This window comes from Sphingopyxis sp. H073 (genome assembly GCF_001468395.1).
In the GTDB taxonomy this organism is placed as follows: domain Bacteria; phylum Pseudomonadota; class Alphaproteobacteria; order Sphingomonadales; family Sphingomonadaceae; genus Sphingopyxis.
The window spans coordinates 503,889-527,619 of record NZ_LNSG01000001.1 but is presented as its reverse complement, the minus strand read 5'-3'; the positions used below and the strand labels follow the sequence as shown (position 1 = coordinate 527,619).

Sequence of the window (23,731 nt, the reverse complement as noted above, 5' to 3'; positions counted from 1 at the left end):
GGCGGACGAGCGCCGGAGGGTCCAGAGGCAATCGTCCGTGCCTGTCCGCCGCCCGACCCTATTTCCCGGCCCTTATTTCCCTGCCTTGTCGCTGATCGCCTTGATTACCAGCGCCTTGTCGTCCGTCAGGTAGCGCTGCGCGAGCGTTTCGAGGTCGGCGGGGGTCGCCGCCTCGACGATCGCGATGCTCTTGCGGCTACGGTCGAGCCGTGCCTCCTGGCTTGTCGCCTCGGACACATAGGGCAGCCAATAGCTGTTCTCGCGCCGCGCCTTGGTCATCGCCTCAAGCAGCGGTTTGCGCGCGCGGTCGAGCAGGTCGGCATCGACCGGCTTGTCGCGCAGTTCTTTTGCGATGGCGAAAATGGCGGCGCGCGTCGTCGCCAGATCCTTGAAATCCACGTTGCTCGCGGCGAACAGATGGCCATAGCCCGGATATTCGTCCGACAGGCTCGCCGCCGCTCCGGGGCTGTAGCTTTCGCCCAGTTTCTCGCGCAGTTCCTCGGTCAGCATCAACTGCATCACGCGCGCGAGCAGGTTGAGCCGCATCGCCTCGACAAGGTCGCTGTCGTCGCGCGCGGGCCAATAGACGCGAAGCTCGGCCTGCTCGGCGGGCCCTTTGTGGATCAGGGTCCGCTCGCTGCGGTCGGTCGCATATTGACGGACCCGCGCATCGGCGCGCGGATCGAACGCGGCACGGCGTTCGGGCAGCGCGCCGAAGGTCGCCGCGATCGCATCGATCGCCGCCTGCTCGTCGATGTCGCCGACGACGCCGATCTCGATCGCGCCATGCGCAAGGCTGTCGGCAATCGCAGGCTTGAGTTGGTTCCAGTTGAGCGCCAGCAGTTTCTCGAGCGGCGGGGTCTGCGCGCGCGGATCGTTATTGGCGAGGATTCCGGCTGCGTCGCGGCCGAGCACGGCCGCTGGCGTCGCATCGTTCGCGGCATAGTGCTGGGGCAGGAAACGGCGGATGAGTGCGAGCCCGTCGGCGCGGTAACCCGGATGCGTCACGAACGCCGCCATCAGCTTTGCCTGCAACGCAAAATCCTCGGGCGACGTAAGCGCGCTGCCCCCGAAAGCATCGGTGCTGGCGCCGAAGCCGGGGCTGACCGTCTTGCCGGCGAGGATCGTCCGCAGTTCGTCGGCGCTGTGCGCCTCGAGCCCGCCGACCGTCAGCGAGCCCGCCAGTGCGACCTTCGTCGGATCGTCGCGCGTCGCGAGCAGATTGCCGCCATCGACGCGCACCGACAGATAGACGCGCTCCTTCTGGAAATCGGTCTTCTTGATGTTGAGCATCACATTGTTCGCGAAGCGGATGCGGCGAATGCCGAGATCGTCGATGCGGCCGTCGCTGACGACCTTTCCGGGTGTCCCGAAATTGTCATAGGCGAAGGCTGCGCTCTCGGTCCGCGCCGGCGCCGCGACGGCGACCTGCGCCGACGCCTTGAGCGCGGCGAGGATCGCGCCCGTTCCGCCGTCGAGTGGCTTCTTCGAGGTCACGCGCGCGAGCGGCGGGCTGAGCCCTTCCATCCGCTTGCGGAAGGCGGCGGTGATCGCGTCGGAGGTCAGCGACGGCGCCACCGCCTCGAACATCGCCTGCGACGTTTCGGGCCGCACGACGACGAAATCGCCGTCGGCGGCATCGACGAGAACATCGGCCATCGTATCGCTGCGCCGCGTCGTCACCCCCGCGACCGCATTCTTGAGCGCGGTGCGGCGGTTCGCGACCTGTTCGGCAACCTCGGCTTCGGTGAAGCCGAATTCGGCGGCGCGTCGCCATTCCTGTTCGACGAGCGCGAGCGCGTCCTTCCACGCGCCCTCCTTCGCGACCGCGCCGATCGTGACCTGATCGAAAACCTTCCAGCCCTCAGCATCGCTGAAATAGCCGGCAAGGATCGGCGAATTCTCTTCGAGCGCGATCTTGGCGAGGCGGCGGCCGACGATCGACTCGCCGATATCCTCGGCGAGCTTGCGCGCGCGCTTCGCCTTGGTGTCGGCTTCCTGCACCCACGGCCGGAACGCCGTGATCGTCACCGAATCCTGGATCGCGGGATCGACGAAATCGTCGCTCGCGGCGGCGCGGGCATAATCGGGCTTGCCGATGTCGGGGTTCGCACCCGCCGGGCCGCGGCCCTGCCAGTCGGCGAAGCGCGCCTTGATCTTCGCCTCCATCGCCGCCGGATCGAAATCGCCGACCATCACCAGCGTCGCGCGCTCGGGGCGGTAATAGCGGTCGTAAAGGTCGCGGATGCGCGCAGCGGGAGCGGTCCTGATCACTTCTTCGGTGCCGACGGGAATGCGGCTTGCAACCTTCATCCCCTGCATCTGGAAATCGAGCTGGTCGATCAGGCTGCGCAGTTGATAGGTGTCGCGCGCGCGCCGCTCCGACAGGATGATGCCGCGTTCGCGGTCGACTGCGCCGGGATCGATGGTCAGCTCGCTCGCGGTTTCGCGCATCAGCATCAGCCCGGTGTCGACAAGGTCGTCGGACGCATTGGGCAGGTCGAGCTGGTACACCGTCTGGTCGAAGCCGGTCGACGCATTGGTATCGGCGCCGAAGGCCAGCCCCTTGCGTTCGAGCAGCTTCACCATCTCGCCCTCGGGCACATGGGTCGAGCCGTTGAACGCCATATGCTCGAGGAAATGGGCGAGTCCGCGCTGGTCGTCGGCCTCGGCAAAGCTGCCGACGTCGAAGCGCATCCGCAGCACGACGCTGTCCTTTGGCGTCGTATTCTTCAGCAGCGCATATTTCATCCCGTTGGGCAGGACGCCGAAGATGATGTTGGAATCGAACGGAATGTCGCTTGCAGCAAAGTTCCACACTTTCGCCGCGGGGGTCTGCGGATTGATCGTGGCGGCAGCCGCCGGTTTGGCCACCTCCTTTGCGGACAGCGGCGCCTGATGGAGTGCGAGGAGGACGAGCGGCAAGAGCGCGATCGTGGCGCGGCGGGCAAGGCGGAGGGTCATCCCCCCGTGATGGCCCCGATTTCCGCCCCGTCAAGCCACGTCGGAAACCCGGTCGAGCGGCTTTTCGATGAACGACGTCTGCCGCCGACCAACGGAAGCGACCGGGAAAGCCCGGCCGCTCAGCCCTTCTTTTTGCGGTGGCTTTCCAGGTCGAGCACCGCATTCTCGCCGCCTTCGGGCAGCAGGCCGAGCCGACGCGCGACTTCCTGATAGGCTTCGACCTCGCCGCCAAGGTCACGGCGGAAACGGTCCTTGTCGAGCTTCTCGCCCGAAACCATGTCCCACAGGCGGCAACCATCGGGGCTGATCTCGTCGGCCAGGATGATACGGCTATACTCGCCGTCCCACAGGCGACCGAATTCGAGCTTGAAGTCGATCAGGCGAATGCCGACCGCTGCGAACATGCCCGACATGAAGTCGTTGATACGGATCGCCATATCCTGAATGTCGTGCAATTCTTCCTGGCTGCACCAGTTGAAGCAAGCGATATGCTCTTCGGCGACGAGCGGATCGCCGAGCGCGTCGTCCTTGTAGCAATATTCGATCAACGTGCGGGGAAGCTGCGTCCCCTCCTCGATCCCGAGGCGCTTCGACAGCGAGCCCGCAGCAACGTTGCGAACGACTACCTCGATCGGCACGATCTCGACCTGGCGGATCAACTGCTCGCGCATGTTGAGGCGGCGGATGAAGTGCGTGGGCACACCGATCTGGCCGAGCAATGTGAAGACATGCTCCGAAATCCGGTTGTTCAGCACGCCCTTGCCATTGATCGTCCCGCGCTTCTGCGCGTTGAACGCCGTCGCGTCGTCCTTGAAATACTGGATCAGCGTGCCGGGCTCGGGCCCCTCATAGAGGATTTTGGCTTTGCCTTCGTAAATCTGGCGGCGGCGGGCCATGGGCGGGTACTTTCTGTCGGAACCAAATGAATGGCCCCGGCGATGGCGACTCAGGAAAGAGGCGCGGCGCCGGGGCGGTCGGGCGCGCTATAGCGGCAAAGAAACCGCCCGTCATCCCCAGCGATCTTTACGCTTACGTAAACTAGAGCTTGCCTTGGTGCACGCCGCTTGCAACCATGTCCGAAAATCAAAGGAGAGTGAAATGAGTTTCGACCAGATTCGCCTCGACAAGCATGAGGGCATCGCGCTGCTGACCCTCCACCGTCCCGACCGGATGAACGCCTTCACGACCGAGATGATGATCGAAGCCGTCGCCGCGCTCGACGACTGCGACGCCGACGACGCCGTGCGCGCGGTCATCTTCACCGGATCGGGCGATCGTGCCTTTTGCGCCGGAGCCGATCTCGGTTCGGGTGCCTCGACCTTCGATTATGACAAGCGCACCGACAAACAAGCGATACTGCCCGACGGCGCTTCGGCGAGCCCGATCGGCGCGGATGGCAGCATCGACTGGTCGCACCCGCTGATACGCGACTCGGGCGGGCGGCTGTCGCTCCGCATTTTCGAGGCGAAGAAGCCTGTGCTGGGCGCAATCAACGGCGCGGCGGTCGGCATCGGCGCGACGATGACGCTGCCGATGGACGCGCGCCTTGCCAGCGAGACCGCGCGTTACGGCTTCGTCTTCGCGCGGCGCGGCATCGTTCCCGAAGCCGCGTCGAGCTGGTTCCTGCCGCGCCTCGTCGGCATCGCGAACGCGGTCGACCTCTGTTATTCGGGCCGCCTCATCTCGGCCGAGGAGGCGCGGGACAAAGGCCTCGTCCAGTCGGTCCATGCGCCCGGCGCGCTGATCGATGCGGCAATAGCGAAGGCGCGCGAGATGACCGCCGACAGCGCGCCCGTCTCGGTCGCGCTGACCCGCCATATGCTCTGGCGGATGATGGGCGCGCCGCACCCGATCCAGGCCCATCGCTGGGACAGCCGCGCGATCTTCTCGCGCGGACGCAGCCCCGACGCGGCCGAGGGCGTGACGAGCTTCCTCGAAAAACGCCCGCCCAACTTCACCGCGAGCGTGGCGAACGACTATCCCTGGTTCGACGAGTTCGAGGAATCGCCGCCCTACAGCTAAGCCGCCTCGAACATCCGCCGCCCGCGCCGCGCCGTCATGCTGTGCGTCGATTTGAGCGCGGGCGTGTGGCTGCGGATCGTCTCGACGCTGTGCCAGTTCGCGGTCACCGCGTCGCGCGTCAGCTGGACGGTGACATAACCGCGATCCTCGGTATTCGCCCATTTGAGTTCGGGTGACGACCCCAGCAGGCCGCCGACGCGCTGCGCGTCGGAAATGCCCGGCGTATAATGTTCATAGCCCGGCGAAGTGACGCTGTGACCACCGATCTCGATCCCGGCGGGACGCCCGCCTTCGGCCAGGTCAAAGGCCCATGCGTTGTGCGAATCGCCCGCAAGACTGACGAAGTCGGCATCGGCCGCTTGCGCCGCTGCGAGCAGGCGCGAGCGCGCGGCGGGATAGCCATCCCAGCTGTCGAAGTTGAGCGGCAGGCCGGCCTTTGCGACAAGTTGCCCCGTCTCGACGCGGCGGCGCACCGAGGGGGACATATCGGGCCCGAACCAGTTCGCGACGTCGGGCGGTGTGAAGAGGCTGCCCATCAGGACCTGCTGCGCGCAAATCTGCCAGCGGGTACCCGATTTGGCGGATTTGGCGATGGCGCCGGTCAGCCATTTCTCCTGCTCGACCCCGAGCATCTGACGCGGGGGATCGCGATAGGTCGTTTCGGCGAACTGCCGCAGTTTCGCCGCAGCATCGCCCCCGCCCGCAATGATCTCGTCGACCTCGAACTGGCGGTCGCGGCCGGTGATCCGCGTTTCGGGGAGGAAGATGGTCGCAAGGTCGCCGATTTCGTACTGGCGCCAGCGGCTGTCGTCGACAGGCATCCATTCGCGATAGGCGCGCTCGGCCGCGCGCCTGCGTTCGGGCCACGGCCCCTCGCCTTCATTGTGGTTCTCGGCGCCGTCCCGCCACGCATCGTTCGTTATTTCATGGTCGTCCCACTGTGCGATCATCGGGAATAGCTGGTGCAGCCGCTGGAGGTCGGGGTCGCTGCGATAGGCGGCGTAGCGCAGGCGATAGTCGGCGAGCGCCACGATTTCGTGCGTCGGCTGGATCGATCTGCCGGGAAGCGCTTCCTCGATCGAGGGATATTCGCCGACGCGATATTCATAAAGATAGTCGCCGACATGCGCGACAAGATCGATGTCGCCGCGCGCCGCCGCGTGGGCATAAGCATTGAACCAGCCGAAGGGCAGGTTCGAGCAGGAAAAGAGCGCTATATTGAAAGCGCTTGTCGGCCCCTGCGGCAAGGTGCGCGTGCGGCCGACCGGCGACGTGGTGCCGTCGGGGGCGACGAAGCGATAGAAATACCAGCGTCCCGGCTCGAGCCCGTGGACGCGAAGCTTGACCGTATGATCGTTCCCACCCTCGGCGTCGGCGCTGCCGCCCCCGACGACGCGCGAAAAATCGGCCGTCTCGGCGACTTCGGCGGTCAGTCGCGCGCTCGACGGCGCGGCATAGCGCGTCCAGAGCAGAATGCTCGTCGGACCGGGTTCGCCGCTCGCGACATTATGCGTGAAGCCCTGCGCCATCGCGGCACGCGCGGCGCCGGGCAGCGCAAGCGCAGCGAGCCCCGCGGTGCCGAGTTTGATGAGCAGGCGGCGATCCATTTCGCCCCAAAGCTGGTGCATGACATAGTCTCCCGGATTCGCCGGGTCTTTGCCCGGCTTTTGTTACAGCTTGGCGCCCGGACTGCCGACTAGCCGCTGAACCCGAGCGCGAGCAGCAGCAGCATGAACATGATCACCGAAAACAGGCTGAAAAAGAGCAGAAGGGTCGCGCGCGCCAGCGACCCCAACCGCGACGAACGATAGGCGCCGCGAAGCTGCCGGTACATATGGAACGGGACATAGAACATCGCGACGAAGGTCGCGACATCGCCGAAAATCGTGAGGTTCAGGAGCCGCACCGCGACGAACAGGAGCAGCATGAAGCTGATCGAGTAAGTGACAAAGACGAAATGGTCATAGGTGTGGAAGCGGCGGCTGAACGGATAGAGCAGCCACATGAAAGGCAGCGACAGCGGGATCAGCGCCCAGGCGAATTTATAGGCGTTCGCCTGAAGCTTGTAGAGGATCAGGGCGGGGTTGGCGAAAGCCTTCTCCAGACCGTGATCGATGAAGGGCACACCGGTGTTGACCTTGTTGCGCGTGATGAAGTCGGCGCTACTCGCGACCTGCTGCTTCGGATCGTTCAGCACCGGCGGCCCCGCGGCGCTCTCGGCGTCCCGTTCGGCTTCGCTGCGGCTGCGCGAGATGCCCAGATAATCGGCACTTTTCTGAAGGATTTCGCGTTCCTGCTCCAGCTTCCGGCGATCCGCCCGCGGCAGGTCGGCTTTTGCAAGCTCGGCGTCGATCCGGTCGACTTCCTCCTGCATACTGTCCTTGATCGCGGTGGTGCGGGTCTGTTCCGCGGCCGCCTTGCTGAGCCCTTCGCTGACCCCGCCGCTGCCGACCATCGCCAGCACCGCATAGGTCAGGAACACCGCAAAGAGGAACAGCGCCAGCGGCGAGATGAAACGCGCGCGTTCGCCGTGGATATAGCGGCGCGTCAGGTCGCCCGGGCGCCATGTCAGCAGCGGCAGCGTGTTCCACAGCTTGCCCTCGAAATGAAAGATCGCATGGACAAGGTCGTGCCCGATCGCCCCGAAGCTGCGATGGACATCGGCCCTCTGCCCGCAGCGATGACAGTGCGAGCCGACGAAACTGGTCCCGCAGTTGAGGCAGCGGAGTCCCTCATGCCCGGCCGCGCCACCATGTTTCGGCTCGACCGCCGCGCCCGCCAGCCCGGCCGTGATCGCCGCCCCGATGCTCTCGATATCCCCGCTCATGCGCCCTGACTAGTGGCGCGCGCGGCGGCGTGCAACGGGGCTTTCGAGGTCCAGGCAAAACATGATAGGGGCGGCGTCATGACCGCCGAAGCCCTTGCCACGCCGCGCCTTATCGATGCCGATGCGCTGATCGCCGAAATGGGCGCGCGCGCGCGCGTCGTCGCAAAGATCCTGGCCGTCGCACCGACCGACGCAAAAGCGGCCGCACTGCGCGCCGCCGCAGCCGAATTGCGCGCTCAGGCACCGGCGATTCTCGCGGCCAATGCACGGGATATGGACGCGGGCAAGACCGCCGGCCTGTCGTCGGCGATGCTCGACCGGCTGCGGCTCGACGAGGGGCGCCTCGCGGCAATCGCCGACGCGGTCGAGGATGTCGCGGGTCTTGCCGACCCGGTCGGGCGCGAGATTGACCGCGCCACCCGGCCCAACGGCATGGAACTCAGCCGCGTGCGCGTCCCGCTCGGCGTCGTCGGCATCATCTATGAAAGCCGCCCCAATGTGACCGCCGATGCCGCGGCGCTCGGCCTGATGTCGGGCAACGCCGTGATCCTGCGCGGCGGCAGCGAGGCGGTGCACAGCAACCGCGCAATCCATGCCGCGATGGCGGCGGGTCTGGAGGCAAGCGGCCTGCCCGCCGACGCGGTGCAACTCGTGCCCGTGCAGGACCGCGCGGCGGTCGGCGCACTGCTCCGCGCGCAGGGACTGGTCGACATCATCATTCCGCGCGGCGGCAAGGGTCTTGTCGCGCGGGTGCAGGACGAGGCGCGCGTGCCCGTGCTCGCGCACCTCGACGGGATCAACCATCTCTATATCGACGCGGCCGCCGATCCGGCGAAGGCGGTCGAACTTGCGGTCAACGCAAAGATGCGTCGCACCGGCGTCTGCGGCGCGACCGAAACGATCCTGATCGATCGCGCCTACTCCGCCCCGCTCGCGATCGTCGACGCGCTGATCGCGGCGGGCTGCGAAGTGCGCGGCGACAAGGGTGTCGCGGCGCTGAGCGCGCATGTCGAGACGGCAGCGGCGGGCGACTGGGACACCGAATATCTCGATGCGATCGTCTCGATTGCGCTCGTCGACGGCCTCGATGGCGCGCTCGCGCATATCGACGCGCATTCGAGCCGCCATACCGACGCCATCGTCACCGAGGACAACGAGACGGCCGAGCGTTTCCTTGCCGAAGTCGACAGCGCGATCGTCATGCACAATGCCTCGACGCAATTCGCCGATGGCGGCGAATTCGGCCTCGGCGCCGAAATCGGCATCGCGACCGGCCGCCTCCATGCGCGCGGCCCGGTCGCGCTCGAGGGGCTCACGACGTACAAATGGCTGGTGCGCGGCACGGGGCAGGCCCGGCCTTGAGCGAAACAGTCCGTTTGTGGCGGCCAGTCGGGCCGAAGGAGCTGACGCTGATCACCGATAGTGCGATGCGCGAATTCCCGCCCCGTTTGCCCGATCAGCCCATTTTCTATCCGGTCACGACATTCGAATATGCCGTAAAAATCGCGCGCGACTGGAATGTGCCGGCATCGGGATCCGGCTTCGTGACCGAATTCGATGTGAGTGCCGATTATCTCGCGGGCTACAGGGTCGAACAGGCCGGCGGTCGCGAGCATGAGGAATATTGGATACCCGCAGAGGACCTACCGAATTTCAACCGGGCGATCGTGGGCCATATACGGGTCGTGAAATCCTTCCCCGAATGATCACCACCGGCCTCCTCGGCGGCAGTTTCAACCCCGCGCACGGGGGCCATCGCTCGATCAGCCTCAACGCGATCGATGCGCTGGGACTCGACGAACTGTGGTGGCTCGTCTCGCCGGGCAATCCGCTGAAGCCGGCGAAAGGCATGGCCCCGCTTCCTGCCCGCCTCGGCTCGGCGCAGCGCATGGCCCGCCGATCGCCGATTCGCGCGACCGCGATCGAGGCCGAACTCGGCACACGCTACACCGTCGACACGCTGAAGAAGCTCGTCCGCCGTTACCCGAACCGGCAGTTCATCTGGATCATGGGTGCCGACAACCTCGCCCAATTGCCCGAATGGCGCGACTGGCGGGAGATCGCACGCTTGATCCCGATTGCGATTGTCGCGCGTCCGGGCTATAATGGCCGAACCCACGCTGCGAAGGCGATGGGATGGCTGCGGCGCTTTGTCCGGCCCGCGGACCAGAGATGTCGATGGACAGACTGGAGACCGCCTGCCCTCGTGTTCCTGCGTTTTTCGCCCGATGTGCGATCCGCAACTGCAATACGGCAGGCCAACCCCCGCTGGTTCGAGAGCTATGCAGGCCGCGCGATGCGCGACCCTGTCACGCATTCGCGGCTGGCCATGGATGAAAGGAATGAAAAAGCTTGATAGCCGCCAGTAAGGATGCCGCGCCCGGCGCCGCAACCGCCCCTACGTCTTCGGACGACAGCGTGGAAGCACTCCACGCGCTGATCCTCCACCAGCTGGACGAGGATCAGGCTCAGGAAACCATCTCCATCCCGCTTGCCGGCAAGAGCAGCATCGCCGATCATATGGTGATCGCCAGCGGCCGGTCGACGCGTCATGTGTCGGCGATCGCCGACAAGCTGGCGCAGCGCATCAAGCAGGAAACGGGCCGACACGTCCGCGTCGAGGGCCTGCCGAACGCCGACTGGGTGCTGATCGATTCGGGCGACGTGATCGTCCATCTGTTCCGCCCCGAAGTGCGCAGCTTCTACAACCTCGAGCGCATGTGGTCGTTCGGCGACGCGCCGCCGGTTGCCGCGGTAAATTGACGCCTTTGCCTCGCTAACGTAGGCGAGGCGTCATGTTGCTGCACATCATCGCGCGCGGGCGTATCGGGCGGGGGCCCGAGGCCGAGCTGGTCGAGCGCTACATGAAGCGCGTGACCTGGGCGCAGAAGATTTCGGAGCTTCCCGACACCGGCGGTCGCGCGCCCGCCGCGGCAGAGAACAGCCGCACCATATTGCTCGACGAGGGCGGCGAACAGCTCTCTTCCCTCGAATTTGCCAAACTCCTCGAAAAGTGGCGCGATGGCGGCGTCCGCGAAGCGCGCTTCTGCCTCGGCGCGGCGGACGGCTTCACGCCCGAGGAGCGCGAGGGCGCCGACAAGGTAATTGCCTTTGGCCGCGCAACCTGGCCGCACCTGATGGCGCGCGCGATGCTCGCCGAACAATTGTGGCGCGCGACCAGCATCGTCGCCGGTCACCCCTATCATCGCGAGGGACGGCAATGAGGCGGGCACTGGCGACGCTGGCGCTGGCCGTGACGGTCGCGGGCGGGGCACTCGCCATTGCACAAAGCGACGTTTTCGATCCCGACGCGATCGCCGCGAACGAGCGCCAGCAACTCCTGACCGCCAAGCAGCAATCGGCCGAGGCGATGGAACGCAGCGCCGCGCTCGAAGCGCAGGCGACTGCCGCGCGGAGCGAAGCCGACCGGCTGAAGAAACGCAGCGCCGCGCTCGCCGCGCGCATCCAGTCCGCGGAGGCCGATATCAACGCGGGCGAAGCGCGCGTCGCGCTCGTGGGCCAGCGTGTTGCGGCGCAGGAAGCGCGTCTTGCCGAACAGCGCCAGCCTCTGCTCGAACTCACCGCGGCGCTCCAGCAACTGTCGCGCCAGCCGCCCGTCAGCGTCCTCGCGCAGCCGGGCTCGCTCGCCGACATGGTCCATGCGCGCGCCGTGCTCGACGCCGCGATGCCGGTGATCGCGCAGCGCACCGCAGGGGTCCGCCGCGAACTCGTGCAATTGCGCGCGACGAAGACCCAGCAGGCGATCGCCCTGAAGGCCCTCGCCGCCAGCAAGACCCAGCTCGCGCAGCGCCGCGACGCGCTGACGCGGCTCGAGAATGAAGGCCGCCTCCGCTCGCGCGAGCTGATGAGCAGCGCGCAGCTCGAGGCCGACCGCGCGCTAGGGCTCGGCGAAAAGGCGCGCGACATTGTCGACCTGATGGACACGCTGGAGATCGACAGCGCGACGCGCGGCGAACTTGCCGAACTCGCCGGCCCCCTGCCCCGTCCGCGCGATCCGACGAGCGCGGCGATGACCGCCGCGCCGCCCGCTCCGGCCGAAGCGGAGCTTGCGCGCGGCGCTTACCGCCTGCCCGTCGTGGGGCGCATCGTCGCCGGGCTTGGCGAGGTCAATGAAAGCGGCGTCCGATCGCGCGGTATCACCATCGCCGCGCGCCCCGGCGGGCAGGTGGTCGCGCCCGCTCCCGGCCGGGTCAGCTTTGCCGGCGATTATCGCGGTTATGGCAAGATCGTGATCATCGACCATGGCGGGGGCTGGACCTCGCTCGTCACCGGAATGATCGCGCTGTCGGTCGGGGTCGGCGATACGCTCGACGCCGGGACGCCGGTCGGCCGCGCGGGATCGCAGGACAGCCGGATCACCATCGAATTGCGCCGGGCCGGCCGCCCGGTCGATATCGTGGCGATGCTCGGCTGAGACGCGCGTTAATCGCCCGTTCGGGGCTTGCCCCGTATCGGGATGAGCGCTTGACGGCCTCATAAATCCATAGGACGATGGACGGCCGGGATTTATAAGGCGAGGTGCTTCCTCGCGGATTGAAAGACGACCATGACCGAATCGACCAAGACCCAAGCCTCCCCCAAGCGCCGCTTCGCGCTGTGGCAGGGCGCCGCTGCCTTCTCGACGCTCGCGCTCGTCCCGCTCGCGACCGGCGCGATGGCGACGGTGGATGCGTCGACGCAGGAAGAAATCTCGCGCTTCATGGACGTCTTTCTCGAGGTCAAATCCAACTATGTCGAACCCGTCAGCGACGACAAGCTGATCGAGGGCGCGATCAACGGGATGCTCGCCAGCCTCGACCCGCATTCGGGATATCTCGACGCGCGCGACTATTCGAACCTGCGCACGCAGACCGACGGCGAATATGGCGGGCTCGGCCTGTCGGTCACCATGGAGGACGGCGTCGTCAAGGTGATCGCCCCGACCGCCGACACGCCCGCCGAACGCGCGGGCATCAAGGCCGGCGATTATATCACCCACATCAACAAGGAACTGATTTTCGGGCTCACGCTCGACGAGGCGGTCGAGCAGATGCGCGGGCGTCCGGGCACGAAGATCGACATTACCGTCGTGCGCGAGGGTCAGGACAAGCCGATCGAAATGTCGCTGACGCGCGAAATCATCGACGTGAAGCCGGTGAAGTGGGAAGTGAAGGATGACGTCGGAGTGCTGACGATCACCAGCTTCTCCGCCGACGCGACCCGCGACCTCAAATCGGCCATGGTCTCGGTCGAAAAATCGCTGGGCCGCAAACCGCGCGGCTGGGTGCTCGATCTCCGGTCGAACCCCGGCGGGCTGCTCGACGAAGCAGTCGGCGTCAGCGACCTGTTCCTCGACCGCGGCGAGATCGTGTCGCAGCGCGGGCGCAAGAAGGGCGACATCGAACGCTATTTCGCCGAAACGGGCGACATGACCGGCGGTGCGCCGGTGATCGTGCTGATCGACGCCGGCTCGGCCTCGGCCTCCGAAATCGTCGCAGGCGCGCTCCAGGACCAGCATCGCGCGGTCATCATGGGCGAACGCAGCTTCGGCAAGGGATCGGTGCAGACGGTGCTGCCTCTGACCGACACGACCGCGCTTCGTCTCACCACCGCACGCTATTACACCCCGTCGGGCCGCAGCGTACAGGAAGGCGGGATCGAGCCCGACATCCGTGTGCCGCAGCTTTCGGACCCCGATTACAAGAACCGTCCGCGCTTCCGCGAGAGCGACCTTCGCCGCCACCTGATCAACGAGAAAAAGGTCGACAACAGCCTGCTCGAAAAGGACGAGAAGGACGACCCGCGCTTCACCGCGAGCGCCACCGACCTGAAGGCGAAGGGTATCGACGATTATCAGCTTTACTATGCGCTGCAGACGATCGGGCGGATCGGCCCGAACGCGCCGCGTATGGCGCAGGGCGGCAAGCCGCCGGTAAAGCCGGCCGCCAAGCCGACCGCGCGCAACTGACAGTTTTCGAGGGGTCGCAATGTTGAAATCGCGTCTCGCCGCGCCGTTCGTCGCGCTCGCCGCGCCGTTGCTCCTGTATGGCGGTGCGCTCGTCTCGCAGTTCGGCTTCGGCCTTCATCCCTGCGAGATGTGCTATTGGCAGCGCTGGCCGCACCAGGCGGCCATCGTGCTCGCGCTGCTCGCGCTGCTGCTGCGCAGGAATGACGCTGCGATGCGCACGCTGACTCTGCTCGCCGCGATCGCGATCGCGATCAGCGGCGCGATCGGCGTCTTCCATGCCGGGGTCGAATATGGCCTTTGGCAGGGACTGACGACGTGCAGCACCGGCGTCACCGGCCCGATCACGCTCGACGATATCATGGCCGCCCCGATCACGCGCTGCGACGTCCCGCAATGGACCCTCGCCGGCATTTCGCTCGCGGGTTTCAACGCGATATTCTCGGCTGCCGCCGCCGCGCTCGTCTTGACCTTGCTCCGCCGCGGGCGCACATCGGCAGCATGAGCAAACCGACGAAAAACGCATCGATGATCCGCGTCGATCAGGCGGGCGAATATGGCGCGACGCGCATCTACGCCGGCCAGCTCGCGGTGATGGGCGACCGTCACCCGATGGCGCGCGAAATCGCGCATATGGCCGAACAGGAAGAGCGGCACCGCAAATTCTTCGACGCGATGGTCGCGCGGCGGGGCGTGCGCCCGACCGCCCTGCAGCCGGTGTGGAACGTCGCGGGCTTCGCGCTCGGCGCGGTCACCGCCGCGATCGGTCCGCGCGCCGCGATGGCGTGTACCGCCGCGGTCGAGACCGAAATCGACCGCCATTATCGGCACCAGCTGGACGAGCTCGGCGATAGCGACCCCGAACTCAGCGCCGCGGTCGAGGATTTCCGCGCCGAGGAACTGGAGCATAAGGAAACGGCGCTCGCGGCCGGTGCCGAAAGCGCGCCCGGCTATCCGCTGCTCAGCCTCGCAATCCGCGCCGGTTGCCGCGCAGCCATCGCGCTGTCGAAGCGTATCTGATAGAATTCGAACAATCCTGCCCGTTCAGCACGGATGCAGGCTTATGGTGCCAAGCCCGCCAAAACAGGATGAAGGATAAACTGATGACCCGCCTGCCGCTCGCCGCGCTCCTTCTTGCCAGCAGCTTCGCCGCGCTTCCTGCCGCCGCGCAGGACGCCGACACGACCAATGCCGAAAAGATCAACCAGGTCATCGTGTACGGTCAGGACAAGTGCGAGTCATCGAGCCCCGACGAGATCGTCGTCTGCAACCGCCTGCCCGAACAGGACCGTTATCGTGTGCCGCAGATCTTCCGCGGCGGCGACCCGCTCGACCCGCGCAACCAGGCGTGGCTCAATCGCGTGACCTCGATGGAACGCGTCGGCCGGTTCGGCACCGACAGCTGCTCGCCCGTCGGGCTCGGCGGCTTCACCGGCTGCACCCAGCAACTCGTCGCGGGCGCCAAGGCCGAGCAGAGGGCGGCGGACAAGACCGACTGGCAGACGATGATCGCCGACGAGCGCGCCAAGCGCCTCGCCGGCATCGACGCGGCGGCCGCCGAGGTCGAGGCGGCGGTAACCGCCGAGGAGAAGGCGCTCGCCGAACGGCAGAAGGCGGCGGCAGAACTCGAGCGTCAGGCGAGTGGTCAGGCCCCTGCCCCGGTTACGCCCGATGTCGACGCGGGCGAGCTGCCGGTTCCGCCGAAGAATTGACCGGTCAGCGGCCGCGCGGCGTCCACGGCGCCGACGCGCGCCCTTTCCCCCAGCGCAGCAGCAGCCCGAGCGCGACCCCGACGCCGATCGCGATCGTGAGGTCAGCGAAGACGGTCAGGACCAGGGTCAACACGAGCAGCAGCAGTTCGTCCTTCGGGAGCGCCAGATGCTCGCGCCATTTCTCGGGCTCGGCCATGTTAAGCGCGGTGACGAGCAACACAGCCGCAAGCGCGGGCAGCGCCAGCGCGCCTGCCAGCTTCCCGGCGACGAGCACCACAGCCAGGATCACCAGCGCATGGACCATACCCGCGACCGGCGTCCGCCCGCCTGCCCGGACGTTGGTCGCGGTACGCGCGATCGCGCCGGTCACCGGTAGCCCGCCGAACAGCGGCGTGACGATATTGGCATAGCCTTGCGCCAGCAGCTCGGCACTCGGCCGGTGATGGCCCCCGAACATACGGTCGGCGACGATCGCCGAGAGCAGGGACTCAACGCCGGCGAGAAAGGCGATGGTGAAGGCCGAGGGCAGCAGCACGACGATGCGATCGGCCGTCACCTGCGGCCAGTGCGGCGCCGGCAGGCCGTTCGGCAAACTGCCGAAGCGCGACCCGACGGTATCGACGGGAAGATGCAACCATAGCACCGCGAGCGACGCGAACCCGACCGCGATCACCAGCACCGGCCAGCGTGGGCGCCAGCGGCGCAGCAGCAGGATGGCGGCGATCGTCGCGGCGGTGATGCCGAGCGCAGCGGGGCTCAGGGTCGCACGCGCCGCCCACAGCGCCTCCAGCTTCGGAATCATGTCGGCCGGAACCTTGCCCGCCGACAGGCCAAGCGCATCCTGAAACTGACTGACCGCGATGATCGCCGCGATGCCGATGGTGAAGCCGTCGATCACCGGCTCGGGGACCAGCGCGATCAGCCGGCCGGCGCGAAAGAAGCCCGCGATCACCAGGATGATCCCGGCCATGATCGTCGCGACGATCAGCCCGTCCATCCCGTGGCTCTGGATCACGCCATAGACGACGACGATGAAGGCGCCGGTCGGCCCGCCGATCTGGACCCTGCTGCCGCTGGTCGCGGAGAGGATGAAGCCACCGATGATCGCGGTGACCAGCCCGACGAACGGCGTGCTGCCCGACGCGATGGCGATCGCGATGCACAGCGGCAGGGCGACGAGCGCGACGCTGATCCCGGCCAGGGCGTCGGCGCGAAACAGCGGCCAGCTGTAGTCGCGCATCGTATCCAGCAGCTTGGGCCGGCGCATCGCATCTCCTTCGGCTGAAATCCGCCGAAAGCGCTAATCGCCGGCCCCGCGCCGGGTCAAGGCATGACCGTCAATCGAGCAGATATTTCTGCCAGAAGATCAGCGACGTCCAGAATTGATAATCGGCATTTTCCTTCTTCGCGAAGCCATGCCCCTCGTTGGTGCCGACGAGGTGCCACGCCGTGCCGCCCTTGGCGCGCACTGCCGCGACGATCTGATCGGCCTCCGACGCCGGCACGCGCGGGTCGTTCGCGCCCGTGACGACGAACATCGGCTTGCTGATCTCTGAAACGCGGGTCAGCGGCGAGATTTCCATCAGCTTCTTGCGCTGCGCAGGCACGCGCTCGTCACCATATTCGACGCGGCGCAGGTCGCGGCGATATTCCTGCGTATTCTCGAGGAAGGTCACGAAATTGGAGATCGCGACGACGCACAGGTTCGCCCGCAGCTTGTCGGCAAAATGGGTCGCGGCGGCATAGCACATATACCCCCCATAGCTGCCGCCGGTCAGGCCGAAACGGCTCGCATCGAGCCCCTTGTCCTTTGCGAGGCTGTCGAGAAAGGCCCCCATGTCCTTGACGCTGTCCTCGCGTTTGAACGGACCGTTGTCGAGACCGACGAAGGTCTTGCCGTAGCCGGTCGAACCGCGAACATTGGGATAGAAGAGCGCCACCCCCATTTCGTTGAGCAGATAATTGTTGCGGCCCATGAAGCCCGGACGCGACTGGCTTTCAGGGCCGCCGTGGACGCTCATGATCAGCGGACGCTTGCCGGGGAATTTCGCGGGGTCGGGACGGTAGAGGAAACCCGACACTTCCAGCCCGTCGAAGCTCTTTACCTTGACCAGCTCGGGTTCGACATTCCGCGTGACGTCGAGCCCGCCGGTCTCGCTCTGCGTCCAGCGCGTGACCTTCAGCGTCTTCGGGTCGACGCTATACGCATCGGTCGCGCTGCGCGCCGAGGTGAAGCTGAAACCAACCTCGCCCCATGGCGCGATACTCACCCCGCCGATGACACCCGCCGGCAGGTCCACCGTGCGCACCGCTCCGCTCTTCGGATCGAGCAACCGCAGCTTCGACATGCCCGCTTCGTTGACGACATAGGCGATGAAACTGCCGTCGTCGGCGATGTTGAAGCTGGTGACGTCCCATTTTTCGGCGGGGCCCTTCGCGGTGAACTTGCCGCTTGCCGGGTCCAGCGTGCCTAGCCGCTGGAAGTCCGACCCCTCGTCGCTCGTCAGCCAGATCGTGCCGTCGGGTGCGAATTCGGCACCGCGCTGCGCTATCGCCTTCTTGTGGTCGCCGATCGGCGTAAGCGCACCGCTGGCAAGATCAAGACGGAACAGGTCGGCCTGCTCGACAGACACATATTGCGACACGATCGCCCAGCGCATGTCGGGAGAGAAGTCATTGACCGCCCAGCCGCCGCCCTCGACCTGCGCAATCATCCTGTTCGACGCGCGATCGCGCGGATCGATGAGGTAGATGTCGCTGTCGCGACCGTTGCGACGCGTCGACGTGTAGGCGAGTGTCGTGCCATCCCTGCTCCAGGCATTATATCCGTTGCGGCTCTTGCCGTCGGTCAGCAGTTCGAGCCGACCGTCCTTCAGCGCATAAATCTGGAAAAATTCGTTCCCGCCGACGTCCTTCTGGACCAGCATGATGTCGGCGCTTTTCGGCGACCAGGCGCCGACGCCGACCGGCTCGGCCTCGAACGTCAGTTGCTGGCGCGCGCCCATCGGCGCCGCCACGCGGTGAATCTGCGCGGTGTTGCCGAAACGCGTCGCGATCAGCATCGACCGATCGACCTCGTTCCAGCCGACGAAGCTGGCGCTGCGATTTTCCATATAGGGCCGCGTCGCCGCGGTGATATCGGCCGGAACCTCCGGGATTCCGTCGGCGATCAGCGCCGCGGGCTTGGGTTCGATTCCCGGCCGGCCGCCCTCCGCGGGGAGGGCCGGTGCGAGCGGAAGAGCGAGGGCGGCCAGAATGGCGAGATGACGCATGCTATTTCCCCAATTGCTTCGTGCGAGTAGATGAAACTTAGACGGCACGACCCCGGCCCCTGGATGCAGGGCTTCGACCAACGGCGCTCCACGCTCGACCGTCTGCAACCCGCCTGGGGCAAAAATCGGGCCAATTATCACCGTTTTTGCAGCGATTTGGGCGCCCCGGCGCGATTTCGTTGCGAATCCGGGACGAATCGAATGCATTTTTTAACGAATCGCGCGCAGAGTGTCTTGACTTGGGAATTTTTGGGGCAAATCGTGCGGTTTCTGGGAATCGCCGGCCGGGGAGGCTGAAAAACATGGCATCGACGTTCGGACCGCGCCTCTGGCGCCGATCGACTGCAAGCGTACCGCCGGCACGCAGCCTTGGCCGCCGCATGACCGTTCACGCCGCGGCCGCCCTCATTGCCTTCGCCGCGCTTCAGGTCTGGCTCGTCGCCAGCGCCGTTTCGGCCGGTGCCCCTTCGGCGCTCATCATCGTTGCGCTCATCATGCTCGTCGCGCTCGCGCTGCCGATCGCGCGGATGACCGAGCGGCGCTGGTATCATCTCAGCCGCCAGGCCCTCGCGAGCCGCGGGCTTCATCAGCGCTTCCGCCGCGATACGCGTCGGCTGTGGGCGGCTGCACTCATCCTGCCCTTTCTCTGGGTCAGCGGAGCGATGGCGGCGACCGACGCTATCGCTGCGATCGCGCGCTAAATCATCGACTTTAATTTTTGACGCTGACCCGCGCGCCGTATAGGGCGCGCGGATGCTGACCGTTGCCGAAGCCCTAGACCGCGCGCAGATGCTGTGCGACGCCGCGACCAAAGCCGGCGCCGACGCCGCCGACGCGCTCTATTATTGCAATGCCGCGACCTCGGTCTCGATGCGCCTTGGCGCATTGGAGGACGTCGAACGCTCCGAAGGACAGGATATCAGCCTGCGGGTCTTCGTCGGGCAGCGGAGCGCCAGCGTCTCGACCGCCGACATGGACGCGGGCGAACTCGCCAAGCTCGTCGAGCGCTGTGTCGCGATGGCGCGCGAGGCACCCGAAGATCCCTATGCCGGTCTCGCCCCGCAGGACTTGCTGTTCAAGGGGCCCGTCCCCGATCTCGATCTCGACGACGGCAGCGAGGCCGACCCGCAGGCGCTGCGCGAAGCCGCGCTCGCGGTCGAGGAAGCCGCGCGCGCGATCACCGGCGTGACCAACAGCGAGGGCGGCAGTGCGAGCCACAGCCGCACGCGCTTCGCGCTCGCCACGAGCCACGGCTTTGCTGGCGGCTATGGGTCAAGCGGCCATAGCGTGTCGGCGAGCGTGATCGCCGGCGAAGGCGCTTCGATGCAGCGCGACTATGGCTGGCACAGCGCGCACCACCTTGCCGATCTTGAAAGCACCGCAGAGATCGGCGCGCGCGCCGGGACGCGCGCGGTTGCCCGCCTCAATCCCGGCAAGGCGCCGGTCGGTAAACTCCCCGTCATGATCGATCCGCGCGTCGGCGGCAGCATCGTCGGCCATCTGCTCGGCGCGATCGCGGGTCCGTCGATCGCGCGCGGCACCAGCTTCCTGCTCGGCAAGGAGGAGCAGGCGCTCTTCGACAGCAGCATCCTGATCCGCGACGAGCCGCATCGTCCGCGCGGGCTGCGCAGCCGGGCGTTCGACGGCGAAGGTCTGCCGACCGCAGCGCGGGACATCGTGTCCGGCGGCAGGATCACCGGCTGGCTGCTCGATACCGCTTCGGCGAAGCAGCTCGGCCTTTCGCCCACCGGCCACGCGAGCCGCGGCGGCGGTGCATCGGGGGTGAGCGCGAGCAACCTCCACCTCGCCGCGGGCAGCCTGAGCCCCGAGGCGCTGATGGCCGACATCAAGGAAGGCATCTACGTCACCGAACTCATCGGCCAGGGCGTCAATCCCGTCACCGGCGATTACAGCCGCGGCGCTTCGGGCTTCGTGATCCGCGACGGCGCAATCGCCGGTCCGATCGCCGAATTCACCATCGCGGGCAATCTGGTCGACATGTTCGCCGCGCTGGTCCCTGCGAACGACCTCGAATTCCGGCATGCCACCAATGTGCCGACGCTGCGCATCGACGGCATGACCGTCGCCAGCAGCTGAGCCGCCGCCGATGCCGGGTCGCAACCTCGAAGCCGTGATCGCCGCGACGCGCGAGGTCGGCGATATGGCGATGGCGCGCTGGCGCGGCGAGGGCAAGGCCGTCAACGTCTGGAACAAGTCGCACGACAATCCGGTTAGCGACGTCGACCTGGCCGTCGATGCGCGGCTGAAAGCCGTGCTCGGCGCGATGGTCCCCGAGGCTGGCTGGCTCTCCGAAGAGACCGCCGACAATGAGGACCGCCTGTCGTGCCGCGCCATGTGGTGCGTCGACCCCATCGACGGCACGCGCGATTTCATCCGCGGCCGCCCCGGCTGGTGCGTGTCGGTCGCGCTGGTGATCGACGGCCAACCCGAGCTCGGCGTGCTCTATGCCCCCGCGCTCGACGAGCTGTGGGTCGCGCAAAAGGGCAAGGGCGCGACCTTGAACGGCGAAACGCTGCGCGCCAGCCGCCGGATGATCTTCGATGGATCGCGCGTCCCCGCCGACAGCCTGCCGAAGATCGACCGCGACCTGATCATGGTGACGAAGCCGAACAGCATCGCGCTGCGCATGGCGCTCGTCGCCGACGACCGCGCCGACCTGGTCGCGACGCTGCGCTGGGGGTTCGAGTGGGACGTCGCCGCTGCGGCGCTGATTGCGACCGAGGCCGGGGCCGTCGTCACCGACGCCTTCGGCGAACCGCTGGTCTTCAATACGCCGCGCGCGCAAGCCTTCGGTGTCATCGCCTGCTCCCCCGGGATCCACCGGGCGGTCGTCAGCCGGCTACACGACCGCGCCGCCATGATCGCCTACAACGCCTGACGCAACGGCGCCGAGCCGGCCTGTTGTAGCATGTGCTACATCGTGCTATTCACCTCTGTAGCACATGCTACACAAAGGAGCTCTACCATGGCAGCACAGGACCGGCACCTTCCCTTCACCACGCGCCAACTCGCGATCATCGTCGGGATGGGGGTCGTCGTCTGGCTCGTCGGGGCATTGGTCTGCCGCTGGATCGGCGATTCCGGCTGGTACGCCGGCACGGCGCGCTGGATCGTCTATGCGGCGTTGATCCCGGGAACCTTGCCCGTGCTGCTGCTGTTAAGGGCGCTAGCGGGACTGCGCAGCGACCAGATGGCTCTGGCGAGCGCGGTCGCCACGGCTGCGGCCATCACGCTCGACAGTGTCGCGTTGGTCGTGGTGCCGGAGCTTTACGCGGCGAATAGCAACAATCTGGCGTCGGCGGGTGCGTCGATCCTGTGGGGCGGGGCGGTCGCAATCTTCCTCGGCTGCTGGCTGAACCGCGTTCAGCCGAGCGCCTGATCGACCACGCTCGCCATTCCCAGACTGTCGAGAAGGACCAGGCCTTCGATTTCCGCCAGCAATCGCGCGGCGGCGGCCGGGCCAGCATCGGGAAGCAGATGGGCCTCGATCCACACCATAAGGCCGCCGCCGATCGCTGCGCCGACGCGCCGCGCCAGCGCGTCGCCCGCAGCGCCCCGGGCGGCAAGTTCCAGCCACAGACGCATGAAAGGGGCCGCAACCGGCTCGCGAAGCATCGGGACGATCCGCGCGCGCAGCTCCTCCGCTCCCAGAGGCTGGGCCGGGGCCGCCGCGTCGAGCAGTGCCGTCATCCGCCCCGCCGCGCGTTCGAGCACGGCAGCAAGCAGCGCGCCCTTGTCGGGATAATAATAAAGGAGCATCCGATCGCTGGTTCCGGCCGCACGGGCCAGCGCGCGCAGGCTCGACCCCGCAATGCCATGCGCCAGCACATGATCGGCGAGCGGGTCGAGCCAGATGGCAGGGCGGTCGGCGGCCTCGGTCACGCCTGCGCTGTGGCACGAATGGCGGAGCGGTGCAAATGGCCGCACTTCCCTTGACTTTCTGCCCGACTCGCCTTACCTGCGCACCATTCCGACAGCCTGACCGGACGGCGAAACGCTCCAAGCGTGTTCGTGGTCCGTTTTTTGCGTTGGAAATCAGACGCTTTGAGATGGGGTCGTTGCCAGCGACCCTGTGGAGCAGGAGAAAGTTACCAATGGCACGTATCGCGGGCGTCAACCTGCCCACCAACAAGCGCGTCATCATCGCGCTCACCTACATCCACGGCATCGGTCGCAAGACCGCCGTCGACATCGCCGACAAGCTGGGCATCGACCACAGCCGCCGCGTCCAGGACCTCAGCGACGCCGAGATCCTGCAGATCCGCGAAACGCTCGACGCCGACCACACGGTCGAGGGTGACCTTCGCCGCAACACGGCGATGAACATCAAGCGCCTGATGGACCTCGCCTGCTATCGCGGCCTGCGTCATCGCAAGGGCCTTCCCGTCCGCGGCCAGCGCACGCACACCAATGCGCGCACCCGCAAGGGCAAGGCGAAGCCGATCGCCGGCAAGAAGAAGTAAGCCGGTTTTTCGCGCCGGCGGCCGCCCTCACCGGCTTGTGCCCCGGCCCGCTTTACGGATTTAGGTTAGGATTTCATCATGGCTCGTGAACCGCAGCGCCTTCGTCGGCGCGAACGCAAGAATATCTCGTCGGGTGTGGCCCACGTCAACGCGACCTTCAACAATACGATGATCACCATCACCGACGCGCAGGGCAATGCGATTGCCTGGTCGAGCGCCGGCATGATGGGCTTCAAGGGCAGCCGCAAGTCGACCCCGTACGCCGCGCAGGTGTGCGCCGAAGACGCGGGCAAGAAGGCCGCCGAACACGGCGTCCGCACCCTCGAAGTCGAGGTCAAGGGCCCCGGCGCGGGCCGCGAATCGGCTCTCCGCGCCCTGCAGGCCGTCGGGTTCCACATCACGTCGATCCGCGACGTGACGCCGATCCCGCACAATGGTGTCCGCCCGGCCAAGCGCCGCCGCGTCTGACACCTTTTTCCGGAACG

Annotated in this window: 24 protein-coding genes; 17 read left to right on the top strand and 7 right to left on the bottom strand. The window is 66.7% G+C overall.

What is annotated here, in order from left to right:
- Positions 1-72: 72 nt before the first annotated feature.
- The gene (locus tag ATE64_RS02675) at positions 73-2,964 is read right to left on the bottom strand and encodes an insulinase family protein (protein WP_058454470.1); all 2,892 of its coding nucleotides are present in this window, start codon (positions 2,962-2,964) and stop codon (positions 73-75) included.
- Positions 2,965-3,083: 119 nt separating this feature from the next.
- The gene (gene purC, locus ATE64_RS02670) at positions 3,084-3,860 is read right to left on the bottom strand and encodes a phosphoribosylaminoimidazolesuccinocarboxamide synthase (protein WP_058454471.1); all 777 of its coding nucleotides are present in this window, start codon (positions 3,858-3,860) and stop codon (positions 3,084-3,086) included.
- Between the two features lie 202 nt (positions 3,861-4,062).
- Here purC and ATE64_RS02665 point away from each other — a divergent pair, with 202 nt between their 5' ends.
- Positions 4,063-4,986, top strand: coding sequence for a crotonase/enoyl-CoA hydratase family protein (locus tag ATE64_RS02665; protein WP_058454472.1), 924 nt, complete (start codon positions 4,063-4,065; stop codon positions 4,984-4,986).
- Here the strand turns inward: ATE64_RS02665 and ATE64_RS02660 are convergent.
- Both ATE64_RS02660 and ATE64_RS02655 read right to left on the bottom strand, forming a co-directional pair.
- Entirely contained in the window at positions 4,983-6,614 is a 1,632-nt protein-coding gene (locus ATE64_RS02660) for an alkaline phosphatase D family protein (RefSeq protein WP_082657549.1), read from the bottom strand. The genes ATE64_RS02665 and ATE64_RS02660 overlap by 4 nt on opposite strands.
- Positions 6,615-6,682: 68 nt before the next feature.
- Positions 6,683-7,813: a DUF3667 domain-containing protein gene (locus ATE64_RS02655; protein ID WP_058454473.1), complete on the bottom strand. Its 1,131-nt coding sequence runs from the start codon at positions 7,811-7,813 to the stop codon at positions 6,683-6,685.
- Positions 7,814-7,891: 78 nt separating this feature from the next.
- On the opposite strand from ATE64_RS02655, the gene ATE64_RS02650 reads away from it, so the two are divergent.
- The 10 genes from ATE64_RS02650 (at position 7,892) to ATE64_RS02605 (ending at position 15,490) form a co-directional block, all read left to right on the top strand.
- On the top strand, positions 7,892-9,175 hold the full coding sequence (locus ATE64_RS02650) for a glutamate-5-semialdehyde dehydrogenase (protein WP_058454686.1): 1,284 nt from the start codon (positions 7,892-7,894) through the stop codon (positions 9,173-9,175).
- On the top strand, positions 9,139-9,519 hold the full coding sequence (locus tag ATE64_RS02645) for a hypothetical protein (protein WP_058454474.1): 381 nt from the start codon (positions 9,139-9,141) through the stop codon (positions 9,517-9,519). The genes ATE64_RS02650 and ATE64_RS02645 overlap by 37 nt, the downstream gene beginning before the upstream one ends.
- Positions 9,516-10,169: a nicotinate-nucleotide adenylyltransferase gene (locus ATE64_RS02640; protein ID WP_058454475.1), complete on the top strand. Its 654-nt coding sequence runs from the start codon at positions 9,516-9,518 to the stop codon at positions 10,167-10,169. The genes ATE64_RS02645 and ATE64_RS02640 overlap by 4 nt, the downstream gene beginning before the upstream one ends.
- On the top strand, positions 10,166-10,576 hold the full coding sequence (gene rsfS, locus ATE64_RS02635; protein WP_082657548.1) for a ribosome silencing factor: 411 nt from the start codon (positions 10,166-10,168) through the stop codon (positions 10,574-10,576). Before ATE64_RS02640 ends, rsfS begins: the two co-directional genes overlap by 4 nt.
- 32 nt (positions 10,577-10,608) lie before the next feature.
- The gene (locus tag ATE64_RS02630; RefSeq protein ID WP_058454476.1) at positions 10,609-11,037 is read left to right on the top strand and encodes a 23S rRNA (pseudouridine(1915)-N(3))-methyltransferase RlmH; all 429 of its coding nucleotides are present in this window, start codon (positions 10,609-10,611) and stop codon (positions 11,035-11,037) included.
- On the top strand, positions 11,034-12,248 hold the full coding sequence (locus tag ATE64_RS02625; protein WP_058454477.1) for a peptidoglycan DD-metalloendopeptidase family protein: 1,215 nt from the start codon (positions 11,034-11,036) through the stop codon (positions 12,246-12,248). The genes ATE64_RS02630 and ATE64_RS02625 overlap by 4 nt, the downstream gene beginning before the upstream one ends.
- A 132-nt stretch (positions 12,249-12,380) precedes the next feature.
- Entirely contained in the window at positions 12,381-13,781 is a 1,401-nt protein-coding gene (locus tag ATE64_RS02620) for a S41 family peptidase (RefSeq protein ID WP_058454478.1), read from the top strand.
- A gap of 19 nt (positions 13,782-13,800) precedes the next feature.
- Entirely contained in the window at positions 13,801-14,283 is a 483-nt protein-coding gene (locus ATE64_RS02615) for a disulfide bond formation protein B (RefSeq protein WP_058454479.1), read from the top strand.
- Positions 14,280-14,798, top strand: coding sequence for a demethoxyubiquinone hydroxylase family protein (locus ATE64_RS02610; RefSeq protein WP_058454480.1), 519 nt, complete (start codon positions 14,280-14,282; stop codon positions 14,796-14,798). Before ATE64_RS02615 ends, ATE64_RS02610 begins: the two co-directional genes overlap by 4 nt.
- Before the next feature lie 83 nt (positions 14,799-14,881).
- Complete coding sequence (locus tag ATE64_RS02605) at positions 14,882-15,490, top strand: hypothetical protein (RefSeq protein WP_058454688.1); 609 nt, start codon at positions 14,882-14,884, stop codon at positions 15,488-15,490.
- 4 nt (positions 15,491-15,494) lie between these two features.
- Here the strand turns inward: ATE64_RS02605 and ATE64_RS02600 are convergent, their stop codons facing one another.
- Together ATE64_RS02600 and ATE64_RS02595 are read right to left on the bottom strand one after the other, a co-directional pair.
- Positions 15,495-16,757, bottom strand: a complete 1,263-nt coding sequence (locus ATE64_RS02600) for a SulP family inorganic anion transporter (RefSeq protein ID WP_058454481.1) — start codon at positions 16,755-16,757, stop codon at positions 15,495-15,497.
- A 70-nt stretch (positions 16,758-16,827) separates the two neighbouring features.
- Entirely contained in the window at positions 16,828-18,762 is a 1,935-nt protein-coding gene (locus tag ATE64_RS02595) for a prolyl oligopeptidase family serine peptidase (protein ID WP_058454482.1), read from the bottom strand.
- A gap of 302 nt (positions 18,763-19,064) precedes the next feature.
- Between ATE64_RS02595 and ATE64_RS02590 the strand changes: the two genes are divergently transcribed.
- The 4 genes from ATE64_RS02590 (at position 19,065) to ATE64_RS02575 (ending at position 22,162) form a co-directional block, all read left to right on the top strand.
- Positions 19,065-19,463, top strand: a complete 399-nt coding sequence (locus ATE64_RS02590) for a hypothetical protein (RefSeq protein ID WP_058454483.1) — start codon at positions 19,065-19,067, stop codon at positions 19,461-19,463.
- A 52-nt stretch (positions 19,464-19,515) separates the two neighbouring features.
- Positions 19,516-20,859 carry a metallopeptidase TldD-related protein gene (locus ATE64_RS02585; RefSeq protein ID WP_058454484.1) on the top strand — a complete coding sequence of 448 codons (1,344 nt, stop codon included), beginning with the start codon at positions 19,516-19,518 and terminating at the stop codon, positions 20,857-20,859.
- 10 nt (positions 20,860-20,869) lie between these two features.
- Positions 20,870-21,661: a 3'(2'),5'-bisphosphate nucleotidase CysQ gene (locus ATE64_RS02580; RefSeq protein ID WP_058454485.1), complete on the top strand. Its 792-nt coding sequence runs from the start codon at positions 20,870-20,872 to the stop codon at positions 21,659-21,661.
- A gap of 87 nt (positions 21,662-21,748) precedes the next feature.
- Positions 21,749-22,162 carry a hypothetical protein gene (locus ATE64_RS02575; protein WP_058454486.1) on the top strand — a complete coding sequence of 138 codons (414 nt, stop codon included), beginning with the start codon at positions 21,749-21,751 and terminating at the stop codon, positions 22,160-22,162.
- Here the strand turns inward: ATE64_RS02575 and ATE64_RS02570 are convergent.
- On the bottom strand, positions 22,147-22,665 hold the full coding sequence (locus ATE64_RS02570) for a TetR/AcrR family transcriptional regulator (RefSeq protein ID WP_058454487.1): 519 nt from the start codon (positions 22,663-22,665) through the stop codon (positions 22,147-22,149). The two genes, ATE64_RS02575 and ATE64_RS02570, sit on opposite strands and share 16 nt — an antisense overlap.
- 212 nt (positions 22,666-22,877) lie before the next feature.
- On the opposite strand from ATE64_RS02570, the gene rpsM reads away from it, so the two are divergent.
- Both rpsM and rpsK read left to right on the top strand, forming a co-directional pair.
- Positions 22,878-23,246, top strand: coding sequence for a 30S ribosomal protein S13 (gene rpsM, locus ATE64_RS02565; protein WP_058454488.1), 369 nt, complete (start codon positions 22,878-22,880; stop codon positions 23,244-23,246).
- 78 nt (positions 23,247-23,324) lie between these two features.
- Complete coding sequence (gene rpsK / locus ATE64_RS02560) at positions 23,325-23,714, top strand: 30S ribosomal protein S11 (protein WP_003040416.1); 390 nt, start codon at positions 23,325-23,327, stop codon at positions 23,712-23,714.
- Positions 23,715-23,731 lie beyond the last annotated feature (17 nt).